At 69.4% G+C, this 20612-nt stretch carries 22 protein-coding genes; 7 read left to right on the top strand and 15 right to left on the bottom strand.

Annotated elements, in window-relative coordinates; translation table 11 throughout:
• Nucleotides 1–31 precede the first annotated feature (31 nt).
• Nucleotides 32–961: an NADP-dependent oxidoreductase gene (locus DOE79_RS10945; protein ID WP_120338514.1), complete on the bottom strand. Its 930-nt coding sequence runs from the start codon at nucleotides 959–961 to the stop codon at nucleotides 32–34.
• A gap of 139 nt (nucleotides 962–1100) precedes the next feature.
• Here DOE79_RS10945 and DOE79_RS10940 point away from each other — a divergent pair, with 139 nt between their 5' ends.
• Both DOE79_RS10940 and DOE79_RS10935 read left to right on the top strand, forming a co-directional pair.
• Complete coding sequence (locus DOE79_RS10940; protein ID WP_120338513.1) at nucleotides 1101–3065, top strand: M13 family metallopeptidase; 1965 nt, start codon at nucleotides 1101–1103, stop codon at nucleotides 3063–3065.
• Nucleotides 3066–3152: 87 nt separating this feature from the next.
• Nucleotides 3153–4055, top strand: a complete 903-nt coding sequence (locus DOE79_RS10935; protein ID WP_245976897.1) for a serine hydrolase — start codon at nucleotides 3153–3155, stop codon at nucleotides 4053–4055.
• A 146-nt stretch (nucleotides 4056–4201) separates the two neighbouring features.
• Here DOE79_RS10935 and DOE79_RS10930 read toward each other — a convergent pair whose 3' ends face one another.
• Entirely contained in the window at nucleotides 4202–4699 is a 498-nt protein-coding gene (locus tag DOE79_RS10930) for a YdeI/OmpD-associated family protein (protein ID WP_120338511.1), read from the bottom strand.
• Between the two features lie 96 nt (nucleotides 4700–4795).
• Nucleotides 4796–5188, bottom strand: a complete 393-nt coding sequence (locus tag DOE79_RS10925) for a VOC family protein (protein ID WP_120338510.1) — start codon at nucleotides 5186–5188, stop codon at nucleotides 4796–4798.
• Nucleotides 5189–5243: 55 nt separating this feature from the next.
• Here DOE79_RS10925 and DOE79_RS10920 point away from each other — a divergent pair, with 55 nt between their 5' ends.
• The 5 genes from DOE79_RS10920 to DOE79_RS10900 all read left to right on the top strand — a co-directional run bounded on the left by DOE79_RS10920 (nucleotide 5244) and on the right by DOE79_RS10900 (nucleotide 9920).
• Nucleotides 5244–6743 carry a purine-cytosine permease family protein gene (locus tag DOE79_RS10920; RefSeq protein WP_120338509.1) on the top strand — a complete coding sequence of 500 codons (1500 nt, stop codon included), beginning with the start codon at nucleotides 5244–5246 and terminating at the stop codon, nucleotides 6741–6743.
• Between the two features lie 218 nt (nucleotides 6744–6961).
• Nucleotides 6962–7840: an SDR family oxidoreductase gene (locus tag DOE79_RS10915; RefSeq protein WP_120338508.1), complete on the top strand. Its 879-nt coding sequence runs from the start codon at nucleotides 6962–6964 to the stop codon at nucleotides 7838–7840.
• A gap of 91 nt (nucleotides 7841–7931) precedes the next feature.
• Nucleotides 7932–8714, top strand: a complete 783-nt coding sequence (locus DOE79_RS10910) for a histidine phosphatase family protein (protein WP_120338507.1) — start codon at nucleotides 7932–7934, stop codon at nucleotides 8712–8714.
• The gene (locus tag DOE79_RS10905; RefSeq protein WP_120338506.1) at nucleotides 8698–9597 is read left to right on the top strand and encodes an NAD(P)H-hydrate dehydratase; all 900 of its coding nucleotides are present in this window, start codon (nucleotides 8698–8700) and stop codon (nucleotides 9595–9597) included. The genes DOE79_RS10910 and DOE79_RS10905 overlap by 17 nt, the downstream gene beginning before the upstream one ends.
• A gap of 80 nt (nucleotides 9598–9677) precedes the next feature.
• Nucleotides 9678–9920: a DUF7882 family protein gene (locus DOE79_RS10900; RefSeq protein WP_342767913.1), complete on the top strand. Its 243-nt coding sequence runs from the start codon at nucleotides 9678–9680 to the stop codon at nucleotides 9918–9920.
• Between the two features lie 23 nt (nucleotides 9921–9943).
• On the opposite strand, the gene DOE79_RS10895 is transcribed toward DOE79_RS10900, so the two are convergent.
• The 12 genes from DOE79_RS10895 to DOE79_RS10840 all read right to left on the bottom strand — a co-directional run bounded on the left by DOE79_RS10895 (nucleotide 9944) and on the right by DOE79_RS10840 (nucleotide 20496).
• A complete protein-coding gene (locus DOE79_RS10895; protein WP_120338504.1) occupies nucleotides 9944–10312 on the bottom strand; it encodes a hypothetical protein in 369 nt (122 codons plus the stop codon).
• Nucleotides 10313–10349: 37 nt separating this feature from the next.
• Nucleotides 10350–11525, bottom strand: coding sequence for an alcohol dehydrogenase catalytic domain-containing protein (locus DOE79_RS10890; RefSeq protein ID WP_120338503.1), 1176 nt, complete (start codon nucleotides 11523–11525; stop codon nucleotides 10350–10352).
• Nucleotides 11522–12475: a manganese catalase family protein gene (locus DOE79_RS10885; RefSeq protein ID WP_120338502.1), complete on the bottom strand. Its 954-nt coding sequence runs from the start codon at nucleotides 12473–12475 to the stop codon at nucleotides 11522–11524. Before DOE79_RS10885 ends, DOE79_RS10890 begins: the two co-directional genes overlap by 4 nt.
• An 88-nt stretch (nucleotides 12476–12563) precedes the next feature.
• On the bottom strand, nucleotides 12564–13625 hold the full coding sequence (locus DOE79_RS10880) for a YihY/virulence factor BrkB family protein (protein ID WP_120338501.1): 1062 nt from the start codon (nucleotides 13623–13625) through the stop codon (nucleotides 12564–12566).
• A gap of 45 nt (nucleotides 13626–13670) precedes the next feature.
• Entirely contained in the window at nucleotides 13671–14258 is a 588-nt protein-coding gene (locus tag DOE79_RS10875; RefSeq protein ID WP_120338500.1) for a DUF3618 domain-containing protein, read from the bottom strand.
• Complete coding sequence (locus DOE79_RS10870; protein WP_120338499.1) at nucleotides 14255–14671, bottom strand: phage holin family protein; 417 nt, start codon at nucleotides 14669–14671, stop codon at nucleotides 14255–14257. The genes DOE79_RS10875 and DOE79_RS10870 overlap by 4 nt, the downstream gene beginning before the upstream one ends.
• A complete protein-coding gene (locus tag DOE79_RS10865) occupies nucleotides 14668–15513 on the bottom strand; it encodes a hypothetical protein (protein WP_162942710.1) in 846 nt (281 codons plus the stop codon). Before DOE79_RS10865 ends, DOE79_RS10870 begins: the two co-directional genes overlap by 4 nt.
• A gap of 358 nt (nucleotides 15514–15871) precedes the next feature.
• The gene (locus DOE79_RS10860; protein ID WP_120338497.1) at nucleotides 15872–16453 is read right to left on the bottom strand and encodes a hypothetical protein; all 582 of its coding nucleotides are present in this window, start codon (nucleotides 16451–16453) and stop codon (nucleotides 15872–15874) included.
• A 105-nt stretch (nucleotides 16454–16558) separates the two neighbouring features.
• Complete coding sequence (locus DOE79_RS20890) at nucleotides 16559–16870, bottom strand: NUDIX domain-containing protein (protein ID WP_245976896.1); 312 nt, start codon at nucleotides 16868–16870, stop codon at nucleotides 16559–16561.
• Between the two features lie 199 nt (nucleotides 16871–17069).
• Nucleotides 17070–17912 (bottom strand): shikimate 5-dehydrogenase, encoded by an 843-nt coding sequence (locus DOE79_RS10850; protein WP_120338496.1) that lies wholly within the window; start codon nucleotides 17910–17912, stop codon nucleotides 17070–17072.
• A 68-nt stretch (nucleotides 17913–17980) separates the two neighbouring features.
• Nucleotides 17981–18217, bottom strand: a complete 237-nt coding sequence (locus tag DOE79_RS10845; RefSeq protein ID WP_120338495.1) for a YbdD/YjiX family protein — start codon at nucleotides 18215–18217, stop codon at nucleotides 17981–17983.
• On the bottom strand, nucleotides 18217–20496 hold the full coding sequence (locus DOE79_RS10840) for a carbon starvation CstA family protein (RefSeq protein ID WP_120338494.1): 2280 nt from the start codon (nucleotides 20494–20496) through the stop codon (nucleotides 18217–18219). The genes DOE79_RS10845 and DOE79_RS10840 overlap by 1 nt, the downstream gene beginning before the upstream one ends.
• Between the last annotated feature and the right edge of the window lie 116 nt (nucleotides 20497–20612).

The following is a 20612-nucleotide window of genomic DNA, read 5'->3' as shown; positions in this document are numbered from 1 at the left end:
TCTCTCACGGTTCGCGGGAGGGAGGGAGGGACTAGGGGAGGATGACGAGCTTGCCGCGGGCTCCGTCGCTGAAGGCCTCGAAGGCCTCGGCCACATCGGCCAGCGCGTAGCTGCCCTGCACGGTCACGGTCGTGCGGCCGGCGGCCAGGCTGTCGGCCAGGCGGCCGAGTACCGCGGGGGTGGGGTCGGCGTAGATCGGCACCACGACGGCGTCGACGACGCTCAGCTGCTCGGGCGAGGCGATCAGGGTGGAGACGAACCGGCCGCCGGAGCGGAGCGCCGGCAACACGGTGGCAGCGTCGCCCGCGAAGTGCAGCACCACGTCCACGCCGTCGGCGTGCAGGGTGCGCACCGCCTGGGAGATGTTCTGGGTGTGGTCCACGATCTCGGTGGCGCCGAGCATCCGCACCTGCGCGATGCCCAGCGCGGTGCGGGCGGTGGCGATCACGGTGGCGCCGGCCGCGACGGCCAGCTGCACGGCCTGGTTGCCCACGCCTCCGGTGGCGCCCACGATCAGCACGGTGCTTCCCTCGGTCAGCTCGGCGGCATCCACCGCGGCCTGGGCGGCGGTGCCGGCCAGGCCCAGCGCGGCGCCCCGGGCGAAGTCGACCTCGACGGGCAGCTTGGCCAGCCCGGTCGCGGTGGGCACGGTGACGAACTCGCCGAACGAGCCGTCGCCCACGTGCGCCTTGGTGACGACGCCGAAGACCCGGTCGCCCACCGCGTAGTCGGTGACGCCTTCGCCGAGCGCGTCCACGACGCCGGCGAAGTCCTTGCCGAGCACCACGGGGAAGCGGTGCTCGAGCACTCCGTCGAGGGACCCGGCGGCCACGGCCAGGTCGAAACCGTTGACGGATGCGGCGTGCACGCGCACCCGCACCTCCCCGTTCTGCGGCTGGGGAGTGTCAATCTCGATCAGTTCGATAGCGGAGCCGAACTCGGGCAGTGTGATGACGCGCATGGGAATCTCCTGGGTCGGTTCGATGGCGACCCGTCTGGAGCGCCGTCCTGGCTCATGCTCCCACGCCCGCCGCATCCGCCACCATGGCCGATGGTCCCACTCCGGGGGAAATACCCAGCACGAGGTTTAGGCTGGTGCGATGACTGATCAGGCGACTGCATCCGGAATCGACACCGACGAACTCGACCCGGGCGTGCGCCCGCAGGACGACCTCTTCCGCCACGTGAACGGCAAGTGGATCGCCCGCACGGAGATCCCGAACGACAAGGCGCGCTGGGGGTCCTTCTATCTCCTCGCCGAAGAGGCCGAGAAGGCCGTGCAGGAGATCATCCTCGAGGCGCAGACGGCCGCCGAGGGAACCGAGGAGCGCAAGTTCGGCGACATGTACGCCAGCTTCATGGACGAGGAGCGCATCGAGCAGCTCGGCGCCACCCCGCTCGCCGCAGACCTGGCCACCGTCGACGGCATCAGCAGCGTGCCGGTGTTCCTGGCCACCCTGGGCCGCCTCGAGCGTGCGGGCGTCGCCGGCACGTTCCAGCTCTACGTCGACAACGACCCGGGCAATCCCGAGCGCTATCTGGTCTTCGTCGAGCAGGCCGGCCTCGGCCTGCCCGACGAGTCCTACTACCGTGACGAGAAGTTCGCGAGCGTGCGCGAGGCGTACCTGGCCTTCGTCGAGCGGATGCTCACCCTCGGCGGCGTCGACGACGCCCCGGCGCGCGCCGCGCGCATCTTCGCCCTCGAAACCGAGCTGGCCAGTCACCACTGGGACAACGTGCGCACCCGCGACAGTGAGAAGACCTACAACCTCAAGACCTGGGACCAGCTGTCCGCGCTCGCCGCGGGGGCCGACCTCGACCTCTGGCTCGAGGGCCTGGACGCCCCGGCTGTGGCCTTCGCCGAGGTTGTCGTGCGCGAGCCCAGCTTCGTGGTGGGCCTGGCCGAGATGCTCACCGAGGACCGCCTCGACTCGTGGCGCGACTGGCTGCGCTGGCAGGTCATCCGCTCCAGCGCCTCCTATCTCTCGAGCGAGTTCGTCGAGGCCAACTTCGACTTCTACGGCCGCACCCTCACCGGCACGCCACAGATGCGGGCGCGCTGGAAGCGCGGCGTTTCCCTGGTTGAGGGCTCCCTGGGCGAGGCCGTGGGGCGCATCTACGTCGAGCGGCACTTCTCGCCCGACGCCAAGACCAGCATGGACGTGCTGGTCGGCTACCTCGTCGAGGCCTACCGGGCCAGCATCACCGGCCTGGACTGGATGACCGCGGAGACCCGCGCTCGGGCGCTCGAGAAGCTCGACAAGTTCACCCCCAAGATCGGCTACCCGGTCAAGTGGCGTGACTACTCCACCCTGGCGATCGACCCGGGCGACCTGATCAAGAACGTGCGCGCCGCCGGCGAGTTCGAGTTCCACCGCGAACTGGGCAAGATCGGCAACCCGCTCGACCGCGACGAGTGGTTCATGACCCCGCAGACCATCAACGCGTACTACAACCCGGGGTTCAACGAGATCGTGTTTCCCGCCGCCATCCTGCAGGTGCCGTTCTTCGACGTGAACCGGGATGCCGCCGCCAACTACGGCGCGATCGGCGCGGTCATCGGCCACGAGATCGGGCACGGCTTCGACGATCAGGGCTCCAAGTACGACGGCGACGGCCGGCTCACCGATTGGTGGACCGAGGCCGACCGCACCGCGTTCGAGCAGCGCACCGCCTCGCTCATCGAGCAGTACGACGCCCTCGCGCCCGCCCAGGTGCCCGAGCACCACGTGAACGGCGCCCTCACCATCGGCGAGAACATCGGCGACCTCGGCGGCCTCTCCATCGCCTGGAAGGCCTACCTGCTCTCCCTCGAGGGCGCCGAACCTCCCGTGATCGACGACCTCACCGGCGCCCAGCGGTTCTTCCTCTCCTGGGCGCAGGCCTGGCAGATGAAACTGCGCGACGAAGAAGCCATCCGCCTGCTGGCAATCGACCCACACTCGCCCAATGAATTCCGCTGCAACCAGATCGTGCGCAACATCGACGAGTACTACACGGCGTTCGGCGTGACCGAGACGGATGCCGCGTGGCTCGCCCCGGAGAAGCGCGTCACGATCTGGTAGCGCCCATGACCGGCCAGCGACCGGTGGACTAGTGTGTTCGCGGGGGCTCAACAGCACCGACAGGCGGAGGACAGAGCAGCAGTGGTCGTGCCAGCACAGGAATCCGAACGCCGTTCGCGGCACGCTGTCGAACGCGTGGGCAGGCACCGGGAATCATCCGTGCCGTCCAGCTTCGAGCGCGGTTTCCAGTCGCTCGGCGAACTCGCGATGGGCGGCGCCCAGGTGTCCGCCCGGGCCACCGATCTGGCGACCGGCCGGGTGCTCTTCTCCGTCGACGACCACGTCGTGATGCCCACCGCCGGCGTCGGCACGGTGCTTCTGCTCATCGAGGTCGCCTCGCGGCTGCGCGATGCCGATTTCGGCGCCTACACGATCCTCGACCGCACCGTCCGGGACTCGGTGGACGGCTCCGGTCTGTGGCAGCACCTGCAGGCCCCGTCGCTTCCGGTCGCCGACCTCGCCGCGCTCGTCGGCGCCACCAACGACAACCTGGCCACCAATGTGCTGCTGCGCGCCGTGGGCCTGGAGACCGTGCGCCGCCGCACCGAGGAGCTCGGCCTGTCGGGCACGGGCCTGCTCGACCTGGTGCGGGACAGCCGCGGACCCGATGACGCGCCCAACCTGTCGGTCGGCAGCGCCCGCGAACTCACCTGGCTGTTCACTGCTTTGGCCCGCGGCGAGATCCTCGACGAGGAGGCCAGCGAGAAGGTGCTCGGCTGGCTGTCGCTGAACTCCGACCTCTCCATGGTCGCCAGCGCCTTCGGGTTCTCCCCGCACGCGCACCGGGAACCGTCGCACGGTGTGCTGCTGGTGAACAAGACGGGCACCGACAACGGGGTGCGCAGCGAGGTGGGCGTGCTCCGCGGCCCCCGCGCCGGCGTGGCCTACGCGGTGTCGATCTTCTTCGACGACCACTCGCTCTCCTCGCGCCTCTCGGTGCTCGACGGCATGCGCTCGTTCGGCATCGACCTGCTCGAATACGTGCACTGACCTTTCCCCGCGCCGCCGGCCATCGGGATCGACGTGGCCCCGATCGCTGGTTGAGCTTGTCGAGACCTGGTGACACGACCTGCGAAGCGCGGCAGAAGGGCGCCGATATCTCGCGAGGTCTCGACGAGCTCGACCACCGAGAAGGATCAGCGGGCGCGGGCGCGGGCGTTGCGCGCGGCCGCGTCGGCGACCGACCGGATGCGCGCGGCGCGGGTCTCCGGGCGCTTGGCGAGCACGATCCACTCCAGCATCGCCCGGCGGGGGGAGCGCGGGAAGGCATCCCAGTTCTGGCGGGCGCCGGTGTGTGCGGCCAGTGCCTCGGCCAAGTCGGGCGGCACGATCAGGTCCTCCACCTCGTCGAGCCGGCTCCACGAGCCGTCCGCTTGGGCCGCGAGCACCGCCGCCTCACCGGCCGGCCGCATCAGCCCCTCGGCGCGGAGCCGCTCGATGCGCTGCTTGTTCGGCCGGGACCACGAGCTTCCGCGCCGCCGCGGGGCGAAGTAGAGCATGGTGCGCCGGTCATCGAGCCGGGCGCCCTTGCTGTCCACCCAACCCACGGCGAGGGCTTCACTCACCGCGTCCTCGTACGAGAGCACCGGCATCCCCGAGCTCGGGCGCCAGGTGACCAGCCACACGCCGTCCATGACCGGGTGGTTCCGCTGTAGCCAGGCCCGCCATTCCGAGCGGTCTGCCGGATGTACCCGCCCGGCCTCCACGCTCACAGCGGCCGTCCGTCCGGCTCACCAGGTGGCGCCGGGCTCATAGGTCCCGAAGCTCCATTCGTTTCCCTCCGGGTCCAGCACCCGCGCCCGCCGGGTGCCCCACTCGGTGTCCTCCGGGTCGAAGACCGCAGTGCCTCCGGCCGCCAATGCCCGGTGGAACATCGCGTCCACGTCGTCGACCAGCAGGTACAGCCCGCGACCGGTGGAGCGGCCGAGCAGCGCCGGGGTCGCGTAGGCGGCATCCGCCGTGGAGATCATGAGCACCACGTCGCCCAGGCGCACCTCCGCGTGCACCACTTGATCGACGTCGCCGTCTTGCCGCCGCACCGAAGTGAATCCCAACCCGGCCAGCCAGGACAGAGCCGCGGGGGCGTCCTGGTAGCTGAGGTAGGCGAAGAGTTTCGGCTCCATGTAGGCACCATAGTCGCAATCCGCCGCGCGGCTATCGTGCGAGTAGTCTCGTCGCATGAGCGACCAGAGCACAGCGCTGAGTGTGGAGCAGAACGGCATCAACTCGATCGATCAGAGCGAGCACCGCGGCCGGCCTCGGGACCTCTTCTGGCCCTGGTTCGCGGCCAACGTGTCGGTCCTCGGCGTGAGCTACGGATCCTTCCTGCTCGGCTTCGGCATCTCGTTCTGGCAGGCCACGATCGTGGGCCTGGTCGGCATCGTCGTGTCCTTTTTGTTCTGCGGGTTCATCGCCCTGGCCGGCAAGCGCGGGCATGCGCCCACCATGACCCTGACCAGGGCCGCGTTCGGCGTCACCGGCAGCCGGGTTCCCTCCGCGCTGTCCTGGTTGCTCACCGTGGGATGGGAGACGGTCCTCGCGTCCCTGGCCGTGCTGGCCACCGCCACGGTCTTGCGCGAACTCGGCTGGGAGGGCGGGGATGCGACCAAGGTCGTGGCGCTGCTCGTCGTGGCCGCCCTCATCGTGACCGGCGGCATCATCGGCTTCGACTTCATCATGAAGCTGCAGATGTGGATCACCGTCGTCACCGGCGTGCTCACCGTGGTGTACATCGTGCTCACCGTCGGCCAGATCGACGGGGCCACCCTCGCGGCGATCCCGGCCGGGTCCACGCCGCAGGTGATCGGGGCGCTGGTGTTCATGATGACCGGATTCGGGCTGGGCTGGGTCAACGCGGCAGCCGACTACTCTCGGTACCTGCCGCGGTCGGCGTCCAGCGCCGGCGTCGTCGGGTGGACCACCTTCGGCGCCTCCCTGGCCCCCGTGATCCTCCTGATGTTCGGGCTCCTCCTGGCCGGGTCCTCGCCCGAGCTGAGCGCGGCCATCGCGCTCGACCCGATCGGCGCGCTCACCACGATCCTGCCGGTGTGGTTCCTGATCCCATTCGCCCTCACCGCCGTGCTCGGTCTCGTCGGCGGGGCCGTGCTCGATATCTACTCCTCCGGCCTGGCGCTGCTCAGCGCCGGCGTGCGGGTGCCCCGCTCCGTGGCGGCCGGGATCGACGGGGTGCTCATGGTGCTCGGCTCGATCTACGTGGTCTTCTTCGCGGCCGACTTCCTCGGCCCGTTCCAGGGCTTCCTGATCACCCTGGGCGTGCCCGTCGCCGCCTGGTGCGGCATCTTCATGGCCGACGTGCTGATGCGCCGCACCGGCTACTCTGCCGCCGACCTCTTCGACCCCGCCGGCCGGTACGGGCGGGTGCGGGTGCTCGCGATCGTGCTCATCAGCCTCGGCTCGGTCGTGGGCTGGGGCCTGGTCACCAACGGGTTCGCCGGTTGGTTGGCCTGGCAGGGCTACCTCCTCGAGCCCCTCGGTCTCGGCGGCCGGGACGGCGACTGGGCCTTCGCCAACCTCGGTGTGCTCGCGGCCCTGGTGATCGGCTTCGGCGGCACGCTGCTGCTCGGGCGCGCTGCCGTGCGCCGGCAGGAAGCGGAGCCGCTGGCAGGCGGCGACCACCTGACCGATGTGACGCCGGCAGCCCCGGCGAGCCGCACGTGACCGTGCGAGGGCACGGCATCCTGCACCGCTGAGTGCGCGTCGCCCATGAGGCGGGGCTCCCCGACCGCGCACGCGTTCGGACTCCGGCGTTCGCCGCGCCGTGACGTCACGCCGGGGCACCGAAACCATGACGTTTCCGGGTGCAGTTCCGTCTTATTCGTAGTGAACCCTGCCCGACGCAGATGAGGGACACACCGACGTCATTCAAGGAGCCCAGCATGACTCGCAGCGAAGATCCAACCACCAAGTATTTCTCCGACGGATTCCCCAAGCAGGAGCAGGAGCAGCCCGGTCTCACCGCGGCGACCGAGCCGCGACCCGATCACGGCGAAGAGACCTACCGGGGCAGCGGCAAGCTCACCGGCAAGCGCGCGCTGATCACCGGCGGTGACTCCGGCATCGGCCGGGCCGTGGCCATCGCGTACGCCAGGGAGGGCGCCGACGTCGCCATCTCCTACCTGCCCGAAGAACAGGCGGATGCCGAGGAGACCGCCGCCGTGATCCGCGACGCCGGTCGCACAGCACTCCTGCTGCCCGGCGACATCCGCGAGGAGGGGCACTGCATCTCGATCGTCAATCAGACCGTGACCGAGCTCGGCGGCCTCGACATCCTTGTGCTGAACGCCGCCTACCAGGAGAACCGCGACGGTCTGGAGAACCTCTCGACCCAGGAGTTCGACCGGGTGTTCAAGACCAATCTCTATGCCACCCTGTGGATCGCGCGTACGGCCATCCCGCACCTGGCGCCGGGCTCGTCGATCATCTCGACGTCGTCCATCCAGGCGTCCAGCCCGTCGCCCGAGCTCATCGACTACGCGATGACCAAGGCCGCCCTGGTGGCCTTCACCCAGGCGCTCGCCCAGCAGCTGGGCTCAACGGGTGTGCGGGTGAACGCCGTGGCGCCGGGCCCGATCTGGACGCCGCTGATCCCGGCGACGTCCTGGCCCGACAAACTGCCCACCTTCGGCCAGGAGACCCCGCTGGGCCGCGCCGGCCAGCCGGCCGAGCTGGCTTCAGCGTACGTGTTCCTGGCCTCGCCGGAGGCCTCCTACATCTCGGGCGCCGTCGTGCCTGTGACGGGAGGCCGCGGCTTCTAGCGGCGCACTCGGGCACGGTGCTGCGCCACCCGGGTGGTCACGACGTGACCACCCGGCACGACTCGACTCACTTCTCAGCGCGGAGGAAGAAATGAAGAAAGGCGGGCTCAGAGCCCTCGTCGATCAGCCCGGCGGAGCGCGCACCCTGATTCTCGTGCGGCACGGCGAGAGCGCCGCGAACGTGGCCGCCTCAGCCGCCGAAGCCGCCGGCGCCGAGATCATCGACATGCCGGTGCGCGACGCGGATGTTCCGCTGACGACCACGGGAACAGAGCAGGCCACCGCGCTCCGCCGCTGGTTCGATTCCCGGCCGCGGGAGGAGTACCCCGACTCGGTCTGGGTGTCGCCGTACCGCCGGGCCGCGGAGACCGCGGGCATCGCGCTGGCCGGCCGGCCAGGGGATCGCCGGCTCGTCACCGACGAGAGGCTGCGCGACCGGGAACTCGGCGTCCTCGACCTGCTCACCCACCGCGGAGTGGAGCACCGGCTGCCGATCGAGGCAGCCCGTCGCCGCCGGCTGGGGAAGTTCTACTACCGGCCGCCCGGGGGCGAGTCCTGGGCGGATGTCGCGCTGCGCATCCGCTCGTTCCTGGCCGTTCTCGACGCCGACGACACCGGCCCGACCGCCCTGGTGGTGTCGCACGACGCCGTGATCCTGTTGTTCCGGGTGGTCTGCGAGGGCCTGGCCGAACCCGATGCCCTGCGCCTGGCCGCCACTGATCCTCTGCTCAACGGCTCGATCACCCGGCTGGTGCGCCCGGACCAGGGGGCACCGTGGCAGGTCGACGGCTACAACGACGTCTCGCACCTGCTCACGGCGGGAGCAGACGTGACGTCGCACACCTCGAAGGACGACGATGTCCTCCCGTTCTGACCCCGTGGTGATCACCCCCGACCTGCTGCGGGAGTGGCCGGTGCCCGCCGGCGCCCGGTCCAAGTACGACCGCGGCCAGATCGTGGTGATCGGCGGGGCACGCAAGTCGCCGGGCGCGGCGCTGTTGGCCGGAACCGCCGCGCTGCGGGTGGGCGCCGGCCGGCTCACGCTAGGTGTCGCGGCATCCGTCGCGGTGCCCCTTGCCGTGGTGCTGCCGGAGAGCGGTGTGGTGGGCCTCGCGGAGACCACCGCCGGTTCGGTGCGGGGCGGTGGCCTCGAGGCGCTCGCCGCCGAGCTCCGGGCGGCCGACGCCGTCGTGGTCGGCAGCGGCCTCGACGACGCCGAGGAGGCGCGAGCGCTGCTGAGTGTTCTGCCCGGGCTGCTGGGCAGCGACACCCGGCTGCTCCTGGACGCCTATGCCCTTGGCGCGTTGCCGGGCCTCGGCGACGGGTACCATTCGGCCGAGGAGCTGGTACTGACCCCTAACCCGGCCGAGGCGGCGGTGCTGCTCGGCCGCGAACTCACGGCTGCCCCCGACGGCGGTCCGGAGGACCTCTGCGACGACATCGCCGAGATCGCGACCCGCTATGCGGCCACCGTGAGCTGCCAGGGCGTCATCGCCGCTCCCGACGGGCAGCTCTGGCTGGCGGGCACCGGCCAGGGCGGACTGGCCACCTCGGGCAGCGGAGACGTGCTTGCCGGCGCCATCGCCGGCCTGCTCGCCCGCGGCGCCGGCCCCGCACAGGCGGCCTGCTGGGGCACCTACCTGCACGCCGCGGCGGGCGACAGGTTGAATGCCGGGGTAGGCCCCACCGGGTACCTCGCCCGCGAACTCGTGCTCGAGCTGCCCGCACTACTGGCCGAACTGGGCCAGCGGGCCTGAGACCGGCACACCAAAGGAGTCACATCATCGGAAAGCTCATCTACGACGGTATCGAGGTCGAATTCGACGACCGCGCCCTCGTGCACCTGCAGGTCGTCATCGGTTCCAAGCTGCGCCGGGGCGAGAGCTTCTTCCTGTCCTGGAACGACTCGCCCACGGTTGGCGCAGGCCGGTCCAGTGTGTGGCTGCATCCGGGCATCCCCCTGTATTTCAAGTACTACGGCGGGAAAACCCCGAGTCTCAACCGGGCGTGGATCGAGGCGCTGACGCTGTCGGCCAACAGCGGGCACGGGCTGCTGCTCAGTGCCGAACCGGGAAGCTGACGGGCCGGATGCTGCCAGTCGGGTCAGGGCGCCACCCGGTCCGTTCCGTCCCGGTCAGCTCCCGTCAGGAGGTCCTCGTCCAGGATCGGGACCAGGGTCGAGATGTCGGCGGCGGCCAGGGGAAAGGCCTCCTCGCTCGTGCGCGGGAACCGGGGGACCGGGAACCTGTTCTCCTCCCCGTCGGCTACTCCGTCGACGTCCTTGACGTCCAGTTGCGTGGTCGCACTGAGGATCAGGGTGTGCGAGCGCACGGTGCCGTTGTGCTCCAGAACCGGGATCTCGACCGCGACGGCCGTCGCCGCGGTCGAGACGTGGGTCACATAATGCACGAGGGCAGCGCTGACACTCGAGCCGGTAACGAGCGGCTCGCCGTTGTAGGTGATTCGCTTCATCGTCGTTTCCGCATCCCCGTCCCCGCACGCATCCCCCTCAGGGCGTCAGCACAACCTTGATGCAGCCCTTCTCCTTCTTCTGGAACAACTCGTACATCTCCGGCGCCCTCTCCAGCGGCACCCGGTGCGTCACCAGGTCTTGCACGCCCAGCGGGTCGGACGGGTCTTCCACCAGGGGAACCACCTCGTCGAGCCAGCGCTGCACATTGCACTGACCCATCCGGATCGTGACCTGCTTGTCGAAGAGCGAGCGCATCGGCAGCGGATCGGCCACCCCGGCGTAGACGCCGCTGAGCGAGACGGTGCCGCCGCGCCGCACGGAACCGAAGGCGAGGTTCAGGGCGCTGAGTCGGTCGAGCCCCGCCGTGGTCATCACCTTCTTGGCCAGGGCGTCCGGCAGCAGCCCAACGGCCGCCTGGGCGAAGCCGGCCCCTGGCGCGCCGTGAGCCTCGAGGCCCACCGCATCCACCACCGAATCGGGGCCGCGCCCGTCGGTGCGGTCGCGCAACTGGTCGAGGGCATCCTCGGTGAGGTCCAGGGCCTCGATGCCGTACCGTTCGGCCATCAGGCGGCGCTCGGGGACCGGGTCGACGGCCACGACACGGTGGCCGAGATGCCGGCCGATGCGTCCCACGAACTGTCCGACCGGGCCGAGACCGAGCACTCCGAGTACGCCGCCTTCGGGCAGGTCCGCGTAGGACACCCCCTGCCAGGCGGTGGGCAGGATGTCGCTGAGGAACAGGTACCGCTCGTCGGGCAGGTCGTGGCCGACCTTGTGCGCGTTGAAGTCGGCCAGCGGCACCCGCAGCCGTTCGGCCTGGCCGCCGGGCACCGAGCCGTACAGCTCGGTATACCCGTAGAGCGAGGCACCGCTGTCATGCGCGCGGTTCTGGGTGGTCTCGCACTGCGTGGTCAGCCCGCGCCGGCACATGAAGCAGTGCCCGCAGGCGATCACGAACGGGATCACCACCCGGTCGCCCGGCTGGAGGGTGCGCACCTCGGCGCCCACCTCTTCCACGACGCCCATGGACTCGTGGCCGAGCACGTCCCCGGCCGACAGGAACGGTCCAAGGACCTCGTAGAGGTGCAGGTCCGAACCGCAGATGGCCGTCGAGGTGATCCGGATGACGACATCCGTGGGCTCTTCGATGACAGGATCCGGCACGGTTTCGACGCTGACAGAACGTTTACCCTGCCAGGTGAGGGCCCTCACGATGTGACCGGGCCGTAGCTGGCGTCCACCTCGGCCATCTCCATCAGCGCGGTGGCCTGAATCAGCTCGAGCAGGTCGGGGTCCAGTCCTGGCGCAAACTCCTCCATCCGCTCGGGGGCGATCACCGAGGGCACGCCTTCCGGGGCCTGTTCGTCGGCGACCAGGTTGGTGCCGTCCTTGGAGGGGGACATGCCCTGGTAGATCTTGCCCGCCTCCGACTGACCTGCGAGGTCGAAGGTGTACTGCTTGCTGTGCAGGTTCAGGTCGAGCAGTTTCTTCACCTCGGGGAACTTCTCCGCGTTGGTCTTGGGGATCGGCAGCAGGGTGTTCCAGTGCACGCCCAAGGTCTCCAAGGCCTTCGCGTAGGCGTTCTCGTGCGCCTGGTCCCGCACGATGAGGTACGAGATGGTGGAGCGGGCGGTCTTGTTGTCGGTCATTTCGTAGATCCGGCACTTCTGCAACCGGCCCGTGGATTCGAGCATGAGGTTGTAGAGCAGATCCAGAACCAGGTTGCCGGAGTTGTAGACATAGCTCCCGCTCCACGGGTTGCCTGCGGCATCGACGGGCAGCGCACCCTGCGCGCCCACGAGGTAGTGGTGGATGTTACTCGTGTCCAGGGCGATCTCCAGGGGGATCGCGCCGCCGGAGCCGGCCTTGTCGAGCGGATCGGTCACCGTGCCGTTGTACCGGGGCGAGCCGTCCAGCAGCCGGGAGATCGTGGTGCCGATGAGTTCGACATGGCTGATCTCCTCGGTGCCAATGCCCTGCAGCAGGTCGCGGTAGGGCTTGGCCGCCGGGCCGCGGAAGTTCATCGCCTGGAACAGGTATTGCATCATGGTGCGCATCTCGCCGAACTGCCCGCCGAGGCCTTCCTGCAGGGCGTTGGCGGCGGCCGGGTCCGGCTCGTCTTGGACGATGTCGTGGATGAGTCGTTGCACGTGGAAGTACATCAGTTGTCCTTTCGTGGCGCGGAGGTGGAGCAGATGGCAGGGAGATGGAGCAGAGACTGAGGATGAGGGCAGAGGGACTGCCGACGCGTCACTTCTTGCTGCGCCGGGCACCTTCTTCGCGCAAGCGTCGGCCGTCGGCGACATCGGCTCGTTCCTTCTCGGCGGCCTTGTCGCTCTTGCGGGTGTCCCGAGGCGGCAGCTGGATGTCTTCCTCAGCCGCGATGCCGGCCTGCAGCTGTCGGCCGCGTTCCAGTTCGGCGTCGAATTCACCGCCGAAGAGCAGGGCGAGGTTGGCGATCCAGAGCCACAACAGGAAGATCACGACTCCGGCCAGGGAGCCGTAGGTGCGGTCGTAGTTGGAGAAGTTCGTGACATAGAGCCCGAACAGGAACGAGGCGATCACCAGGGTCACCAACGCGACCAGGGCCCCCATGCTGATCCAGCGGAATTTCGGTTGCTTGGCGTTCGGGGTGGCGTAGTAGAGGATGGCGATGATCAGTACCGCCGCGAGGGCCAGGATCGGCCATTTCGCGATGGACCAGACGATCTGCACGGTCTCGCCGAGGCCGAGCGCGCTGCCCACCGCATCCGTGACGGGCCCGGAGACGATCAGGATCACGACCATGATCAGGATCAGCAGGATGCTCACGATCGTCACACCCAGCTGCACCGGGCGGAGCTTCCAGAACGGGCGCCCCTCCTCGATCTCGTAGATGCGGTTCATCGCGCGGCTGAATGCGCCGACGTAGCCGGAGGCCGACCAGATGGCCAGCAGGATGCCGAAGACCAGGGCGAACCCGGCGGCCGGCGACGAGCTGAACTGCTCGAGCGGGCCGCGCAGCACATCGGCCGTACCGCCGGGAGCGACCTGGTTGATGAGCGAGAGCACGGTGTCGGTGGACCGCTCACCCTGCCCGACCACGCCCAGCAGCGAGATGATCGCGATCATCGCCGGGAAGATCGACAGGACGGCGTAGTAGGTGAGTGCCGCGGCGAGGTCGGTGCATTGGTCCGCGGTGAACTCGCGAGCCGTCTTGCGCAGCGCGTACTTCCAGGACGGCTTGGCGACCTCTCCCGGCGAGTCCGGCTTGCGCGGATCGTCGGGCGACGGCGCCGTCTGCTGCTTCTCACTCGTGTCGTTGCGGGCCACCGGGCACTCTCCTCGTCGTCGGTATCACGTGTCGGGCACTGAGGGCTACCCCGCGGTGCCCTGTCCGGCGTGCTTGGCTTCGTTCTTCACGTCGTCGGCTGACGAGGTGGTTTCGGCCTTCACGGTGCCGGCGGCGTCGGTCGCCGTTCCCTTCACGGCGTCGGCCGCGTCGGCCAGCGGCTGCTTGAGGTTCTCGCCCACCTCTTTCGCCGCGTCCGTCACCTGGTGGGCGAGAGGCTCTGCCGCATCCTTGACGTTGGACGCGATCCTCTTCTCCGCGGTGCTCGCGGGGATCAGCGAGGAGGCCAGCCAGCCCACACCGAAGGCGATCAGCCCCACGGCGAGTGGATTGCCCTTCGCTTGGTCGGCGACGTTCCTGGCCACGCCGGAGGCCTCGTCCGCCACGCCGCCGAGCGATGACCCGGCGTCGGACGCCGATCCCATGACCCTGTCCTTCATCGAGCCGAAGGCGCCCTTGACCTTGTCGGTCTGACGCTGCACGATCTTGCCCGGTGCGACCTTGTCGGCCAGGGCGTCGACGTCGCTGCCGAGCTCGCGCCGGGTTTCTTCGATCTGGGCCCGCAGGACCTCTGGGTCGTCGGATGCGGGGGTAGGTGTGCTGTAGGAGCTCATCGGTTTTCCTCGTTTCTTTTCAGTGCGTCTGGAATCTGCTTCAGGGAGTCGACGGTTTCGGGTGCGCCGCGCACGGCCTTGAGCTCCCGCCGGCCAAGGACGAAGAGGACGGCGGCGACGATGGCCCACACAATGGCCACGATCACGGCCGCCCAGGCGATGTCCATGACATGCCCGAGGCCCCACCAGGCGGCAAGGGACAGGAAGAGCACGGTGAGGTGGCCTGCATACCCGGCCCCGCCGAACAGGCCGGCGCCCTTGCCGGCCTTGCTGGCCGACTGACGGACCTCGGCCTTGGCCAGCGCGACTTCCTGTCGCATCAAATCGGATACGTCCCGGGTGACCTCGCCCAGGAGGTCGCCGAGGGAGGTGTCGGCGGCCTTCCGTTCGGAGGGGGTGGGGAGGTCGCTCATCGTGGTTCCCCGAATTCAGGTGCGCCCGCCAGGGGCGGGCTGCCGACCGGCGGAACCGGTGACGTGGGGATGCCCGTGGGAGCGGGGGTGGTGAGCGGGGGAACTGCACCGGTGCCGGTTCCCGCGTCCGCGCCTGTGACGACGCCGCTCCCGGTCACCCGGGTGGTGTCGACCTGAGTGCCGGTCGTGACGTCGCGGTGGGTGCTGCCCGGTGTGTCGCCGTCTGAGGACTCCTTCGACTCGGCGATCACCGACCGCGTGAGGCGGCCGGCCAGAACCCCGGCGACGGCTGCGATGGCGATGAACGTGCCCGGCCGGCGGCGGGCGAAGACCTTCAGTTCGTCCACGAGCGAACCCGGGTCGCGCTGGTCGAGCCAGTTGGCGATTCCGGAGGCACGCGTGGCGGCCTGGTGCACGAGGTCGGAGGCCACGCCCTGCTCCTGGGAGGAGTCGGCCATGGAGCCGAGCTCGTCGCCGAGGGAGCGGAGGCCAGAGGCCACCCGCTTCTGCTGAGATGCCGCCTGATCGCGCAGCTCGCCCTGGGTCTGGCGGTAGAGATCTTTGGCCTGCCGCTTGGTCTCGGAGCCCACTCGGTGCAGCTCGTCCTTGGCGACGCCCGCGACATGCTGGCCGGCCTCGGCCGCGCTGTCTTTCACATCGGATGCGCGCTGGCGTGTGTCGGAGCCGCTGGGCGTGCCCCCCGTGCCGCTGTCGGTGCTCGTGCTCGTGCTCGTGCTCGTGCTCGGGCTCGGGCCGGTGCCGGTGCCGGTGCCGGTTCCGGTTCCGGTTCCGGTGTCGTAGTCGGTGCTCGGAGTTGTGCTTCCTGGGGTGGTGTTCGACATGATTCTCCTTGAGGAATCGATGATCATGAGACGTGGACGTCGAGCGCCCTTCTCTGGATTGCACCATCGTCATGCGGCCTCCGCAGTGGTTCAAGAGAAAGCTGTGAACTCCGAAGATCAAGTTTTTTCCGTGACGAAATCGCAGTTCGACCGTCCTCGCGCCACTACTGGCCAAGACGGGGCTCGGCACCGAGAGTTCCGCCCGGGACCCCTGAGGGGGTGGTGCGAGTCAGGCTCTCGACGCTATAGTTCGCCGTCATGCGTGCCCGGTGTCCCCGCGGGTTCGGCCCGGTTCGACCGACGTCGTGTCGTCGGGCTCGGGCTTGTCGGATTCAGGTCTGTCGGGTTGGTCGCCGGTTCAGCCGGCGGTGTCGTAGGCGAACTTGAGCCAGGCGGCGACCTCTGAGTCCACCTGGCCGGCCGAGGTGAGCGGGATGCTGGCCGGGAAGTCGGCCCCGAGGTGCGTGGCCGGCTGCAGCCGGGTGTCCGGCGCCGCGGCGGGAACCTCGATGCGGAGCCCCAGGTCCACCCGTTTCTGGGTGGTCGGTTGGATCACGGCGAAGGTGCGGTTTGGGCCTGCCAGCGCTACGTGAGTGTCATGCGTGCGGATGCCCACATCGTCGAGGTCACCCGCGTAGAGCAGCACGGCGTCCAGGATCGGCCGGAGCGTCGGACGGTCGGCGTACTGGGCGTCAAGCAGCTGGTCGGCGGCCCGCACGGTGGAGTTGGGGTAACCGAACGTCTCGTGTACCAGGAGCGCCCGTGAATATCCGCTCACCCCCTCCTGAGCGAGCCAGACGCGCAGCTCGGTGGGCGTCGTCGGCGCGACGTCCCGGATGCGCGCGAGCCAGTGCTCGAGGCCCAGCCCGGTGTCGGTCTGCAACTGTCCGATCTCCCAGAGCCGGATATGGTCCCAGGGCAGGGGCACGTGGTCGGTCATGCAGGCAGGGTACGCCCGCGTCCCCTCCCGCGAACTGTGAGTTAAGCCCCAAAAATACCCCTTGGGTTCTAGCGGTCTTTGCTCACGGTTCGCCGGTGGGGCGGGTCAGTCGATGAGGTCGGCGGCGTGCAGGCGGCGGAGCACCTCGACGCCGGCGGGCGGGCAGCGGCCTTCGTCGGCGCTGGATGCCCAGTGCACGGCGCTCACCTCGGCGCTCGCCGCGGGGTCGTCGGCGGTCTCGGCACCGAACACCGCCATCCGCACCAGTCGGCCGTCTGGTTCGCCGTGCGCCTGGATCAGGACCGTGAACAACGGCACGAGGGCGACCGGGTCCACGCGCACGGCGACCTCCTCCCAGGCTTCGCGGGCCGCGGCATCAGCCTCGGTCTCACCGGGGTCGATCTTGCCGCCGGGCATGAACCACACGTCGCGGCCGCGGCGGTGACCATGAGCACCCGGCGCTCGCGGATGAGGGCGACCGCGGCCACGAGGATGTCCGGATGCGCCGTGCGGATGTCCGACTTGCCTTCAGCCGCCGCACCGTCCGTCACTGCGTCGGAGTCTGACCTGCCCGCAGCCGCCGTGCCGTCGTTCACCGGCTCGGCTGGCGCCTCGCTCATGCGCGGGCGAAGGCGGAGGCGGCCTGCACCTGCTCGGGTGTGGGCCGCACGCCGGTGTAGCGCTCGAACTGCTCGGCCGCCTGCAGAGCGATCACCTCTGCGCCCGTGATGACGGTCTTGCCCTGCGCGCGGGCGGCCAGGATCAGCGGGGTCTCGGCGGGCAGTGCCACGACGTCGAAGACCGTGTCGGCGGCCGCGATGGCCGCGTCGGTGAACGCCGACTCGGCCGCCTGGGCGCCGCCGGCCATGCCCATCGGAGTGACATTCACGAGCAGCGCCGCGGTGCTGTCGCCGGGCTCCGCCTGCCAGCCGTAGCCGAGCTCGTCGGCCAGCGCCCGGCCGCGCGTCTCGTTGCGGGCCACGATGGTGCCGTGGGCGAAGCCGGTGTCGCGCAGCGCCGCGCCGACGGCCTTGGCCATGCCGCCCGAGCCGCGCAGCAGGAACGGCGTGGCCGGGTCGAGGGCGTTGCTTCGCAGCAGGTCGGCCGCGGCGATGTAGTCGGTGTTGTAGGCGCGCAGGTAGCCGTCGTCGTTGACGATGGTGTTCACCGACTGGATGGCCGTGGCCGAGGCGTCGAGTTCGTCGACGAGGGCGATCACGTCCTCCTTGAACGGCATCGACACCGAGCAACCGCGGATGCCGAGCGCCCGCACCCCGGCGATGGCGCCGGCCAGGTCGGTGGTGGTGAAGGCCTTGTAGACGAAGTCCAGCCCGAACTGCTCGTAGAGGTAGTTGTGGAACCGGGTGCCGAAGTTGCTCGGCCGCGCGGCCAACGAGATGCAGAGCCGGGTGTCCTTGTTCAGGACGGGCTTGGTCACGGGGTTCGTTGAATCAGTCATCGCCTCAATGCTACGGCCCGCCCGGATGTCCACCCGGGCGGGCCGTGAGTCTCAGATCGGGCAGCCGGTCAGCAGCAGCGGCCCTGCGGGTTGCTGTCTTGCCGGTCGGCGCGGTCGCGCCAGAACTCCCGTTCGGTGAGCATCGGTTCTGCCTCGCCGGGCCCGTGCACCGACTCGTGGTGCGCCCGGTACTTGTCGTAGGCGTCCTCGCCCGACACCGCTCTGATGTACCAGGCGAGCCGGGCCACGGCGCTGCGGACCACACCCGACAGCCCAGGCACCGCGGCGCCCTGTGTGCCGGACATCAGTGCTCGCGGGCCTTGCGCTTGGTGCTGGGGAGGGCATCCCACAGCGCCTGGGTGGCCTTCTCGGCCGGCGTGGCCAGGATGCCGGACGGCGCGAAGATGCGGGACGGCACGGCGAGGTCTTCGTTCGTCGCGTTCGAGTGCGTCTTCCACGCGTTCCAGGTGGCCTGCAAGGCGGTGAAGATCACGATCACGGCCAGCGTGACGAACACGATCGACAGGATGCCCTGCACCATGGTGTTGCGCACCACGGCCTCCATCGCCTCGACCGAGGTGGCCGTGCCGAAGCTCGTCTCCCCGTCGGCCAGCGCCTTGCTGAACGCCGCGTTCTGGGCGAAGTAGCCCACCGACGGCACGCTCGAGAAGATCTTCAGGATCGACGCCGTGATGGTGACCACGGCTGCGAAGGCCAGGGGCACCGCGACGATCCAGAGGTAGCGGAACATGCCGCGCTTGGCCACGATGGCCAGGCACACGGCCAGCGCGATCGCGGCGAGCAACTGGTTGGCGATGCCGAACAGCGGGAACAGCGTGTTGATGCCGCCGAGCGGGTCGGTGACGCCCATCACGAGCACCGCGCCCCAGGCCGCCACCATGATGCCGGTGGTGAGCCAGGCGCCGGTGCGCCAGGAGGTGTCCTTGAACTTCGGGAAGAAGTTGCCCAGGCTGTCCTGCAGCATGAACCGGGCCACGCGGGTGCCGGCATCCACCGCGGTGAGGATGAACAGAGCCTCGAACATGATCGCGAAGTGGTACCAGAACGCCATCATGCCACTGCCGCCGGCCACCTGCTGCATGATGTGCGCCAGGCCCACCGACAGGGTCGGGGCGCCGCCGGTGCGCGACACGATGGATGCTTCGCCGACGTCCTTGGCCGTCTGCGTGAGCATGTCGGGCGTGAGGTTGACGCCCGTCAGGCCGAGGCTGTTGACGAAGGTGACCGCGCCCTCCACGGTGCCGCCGGTGAGGGCCGGCGAGGCGTTCATGGCGAAGTAGATGCCGCGGTCGATCGACAGCGCGGCCACGAGGGCCATGATCGCCACGAACGATTCCATCAGCATGCCGCCGTAGCCGATGAACCGGGTCTGGCGTTCCTTCTCGATGAGCTTGGGTGTGGTGCCGGAGGCGATCAACGCGTGGAAGCCGGACAGGGCGCCGCAGGCGATGGTGACGAAGAGGAACGGGAACAGCGCTCCGCTGACCACCGGGCCGGTGCCGCTGGTGGCGAATTCGCTCACCGCGGGAACCGTGATCTCGGGGCGCACGATGACGATCGCCAGGGCGAGCATGCCGATGGTGCCGATCTTCATGAAGGTGGAGAGGTAGTCGCGCGGGGCCAGCAGCAGCCAGACCGGCAGGATCGCCGCGACGAAACCGTAGACGATGATGCCGATGGCCAGCGGCACCTTCTCGACATGGAACATGGCGGCGCCCCACTCGGTGCCGGCGATCGCACCGCCGCCGACGATCGCGGCGATGAGCAGCACAAAGCCGATGATCGAGATCTCGGTGACCTTGCCCGGCCGGAAGAACCGCAGGTAGCAGCCCATGAACAGGGCGATCGGGATGGTCATGCCGACCGAGAAGACGCCCCAGGCGCTCTCGGCGAGAGCGTTGACCACGACGAGGGCGAGGATGGCGACGATGATGACCATGATCGTGAGGGTGGCGATGAGGGCGGCCGTGCCGCCGACCCGGCCGAGCTCGTCACGGGCCATCTGGCCCAGCGACCGGCCGCCGCGGCGCATCGAGAAGAACAGCACCAGGTAGTCCTGCACCGCGCCGGCGAACACGACGCCCACGATGATCCAGATCGTGCCGGGCAGGTAGCCCATCTGCGCGGCGAGCACCGGGCCCACCAGGGGGCCGGCGCCGGCGATGGCGGCGAAGTGGTGGCCGAAGAGCACCCGGCGGTCGGTGGCTGCATAGTCCTTGCCGTCGGCCTTGTATTCGGCGGGGGTCGCCCGGCGGTCATCCGGCCGGAGCAGGTGCTTCTGGATGTAGTTGGAGTAGAACCGGTAGCCGATCAGGTAGGTGCAGAGCGCGGCGAAGACGAACCAGATGGCGTTCACGGTCTCGCCGCGCACCACGGCCAGCATCACCCAGCTCAGCCCGCCGAGCAGCGCGATGGCCACCCAGATGCCGATCTTCAGCGGGGTCCAGTGGGCCTCCTCGGCCTCGTGGATGGTCGGATCCAGGGCCACCGGCGGCAGCGCCGGGTCCTGGGTGAGGTCTGGTTCGTCGGTTGCGCCTTGCGGAATGCTGGACGTCGCGCCCATTGGTACTCCCCTTTGAGATACACACTGAAACTCACAGCAAATTGCCGGGTTACCCGTCAACCGTAACAGCCGGCTGTCACCCTGTCGGGGGGTTCGGCCCTGCGCGTGTCGCCGGA

Origin of the sequence: Cryobacterium soli, assembly GCF_003611035.1 — a bacterium.
Taxonomy (GTDB): domain Bacteria; phylum Actinomycetota; class Actinomycetes; order Actinomycetales; family Microbacteriaceae; genus Cryobacterium; species Cryobacterium soli.
The sequence above is the reverse complement of the archived record's forward strand: the minus strand, read 5'-3'. Positions and strand labels throughout refer to the sequence as shown.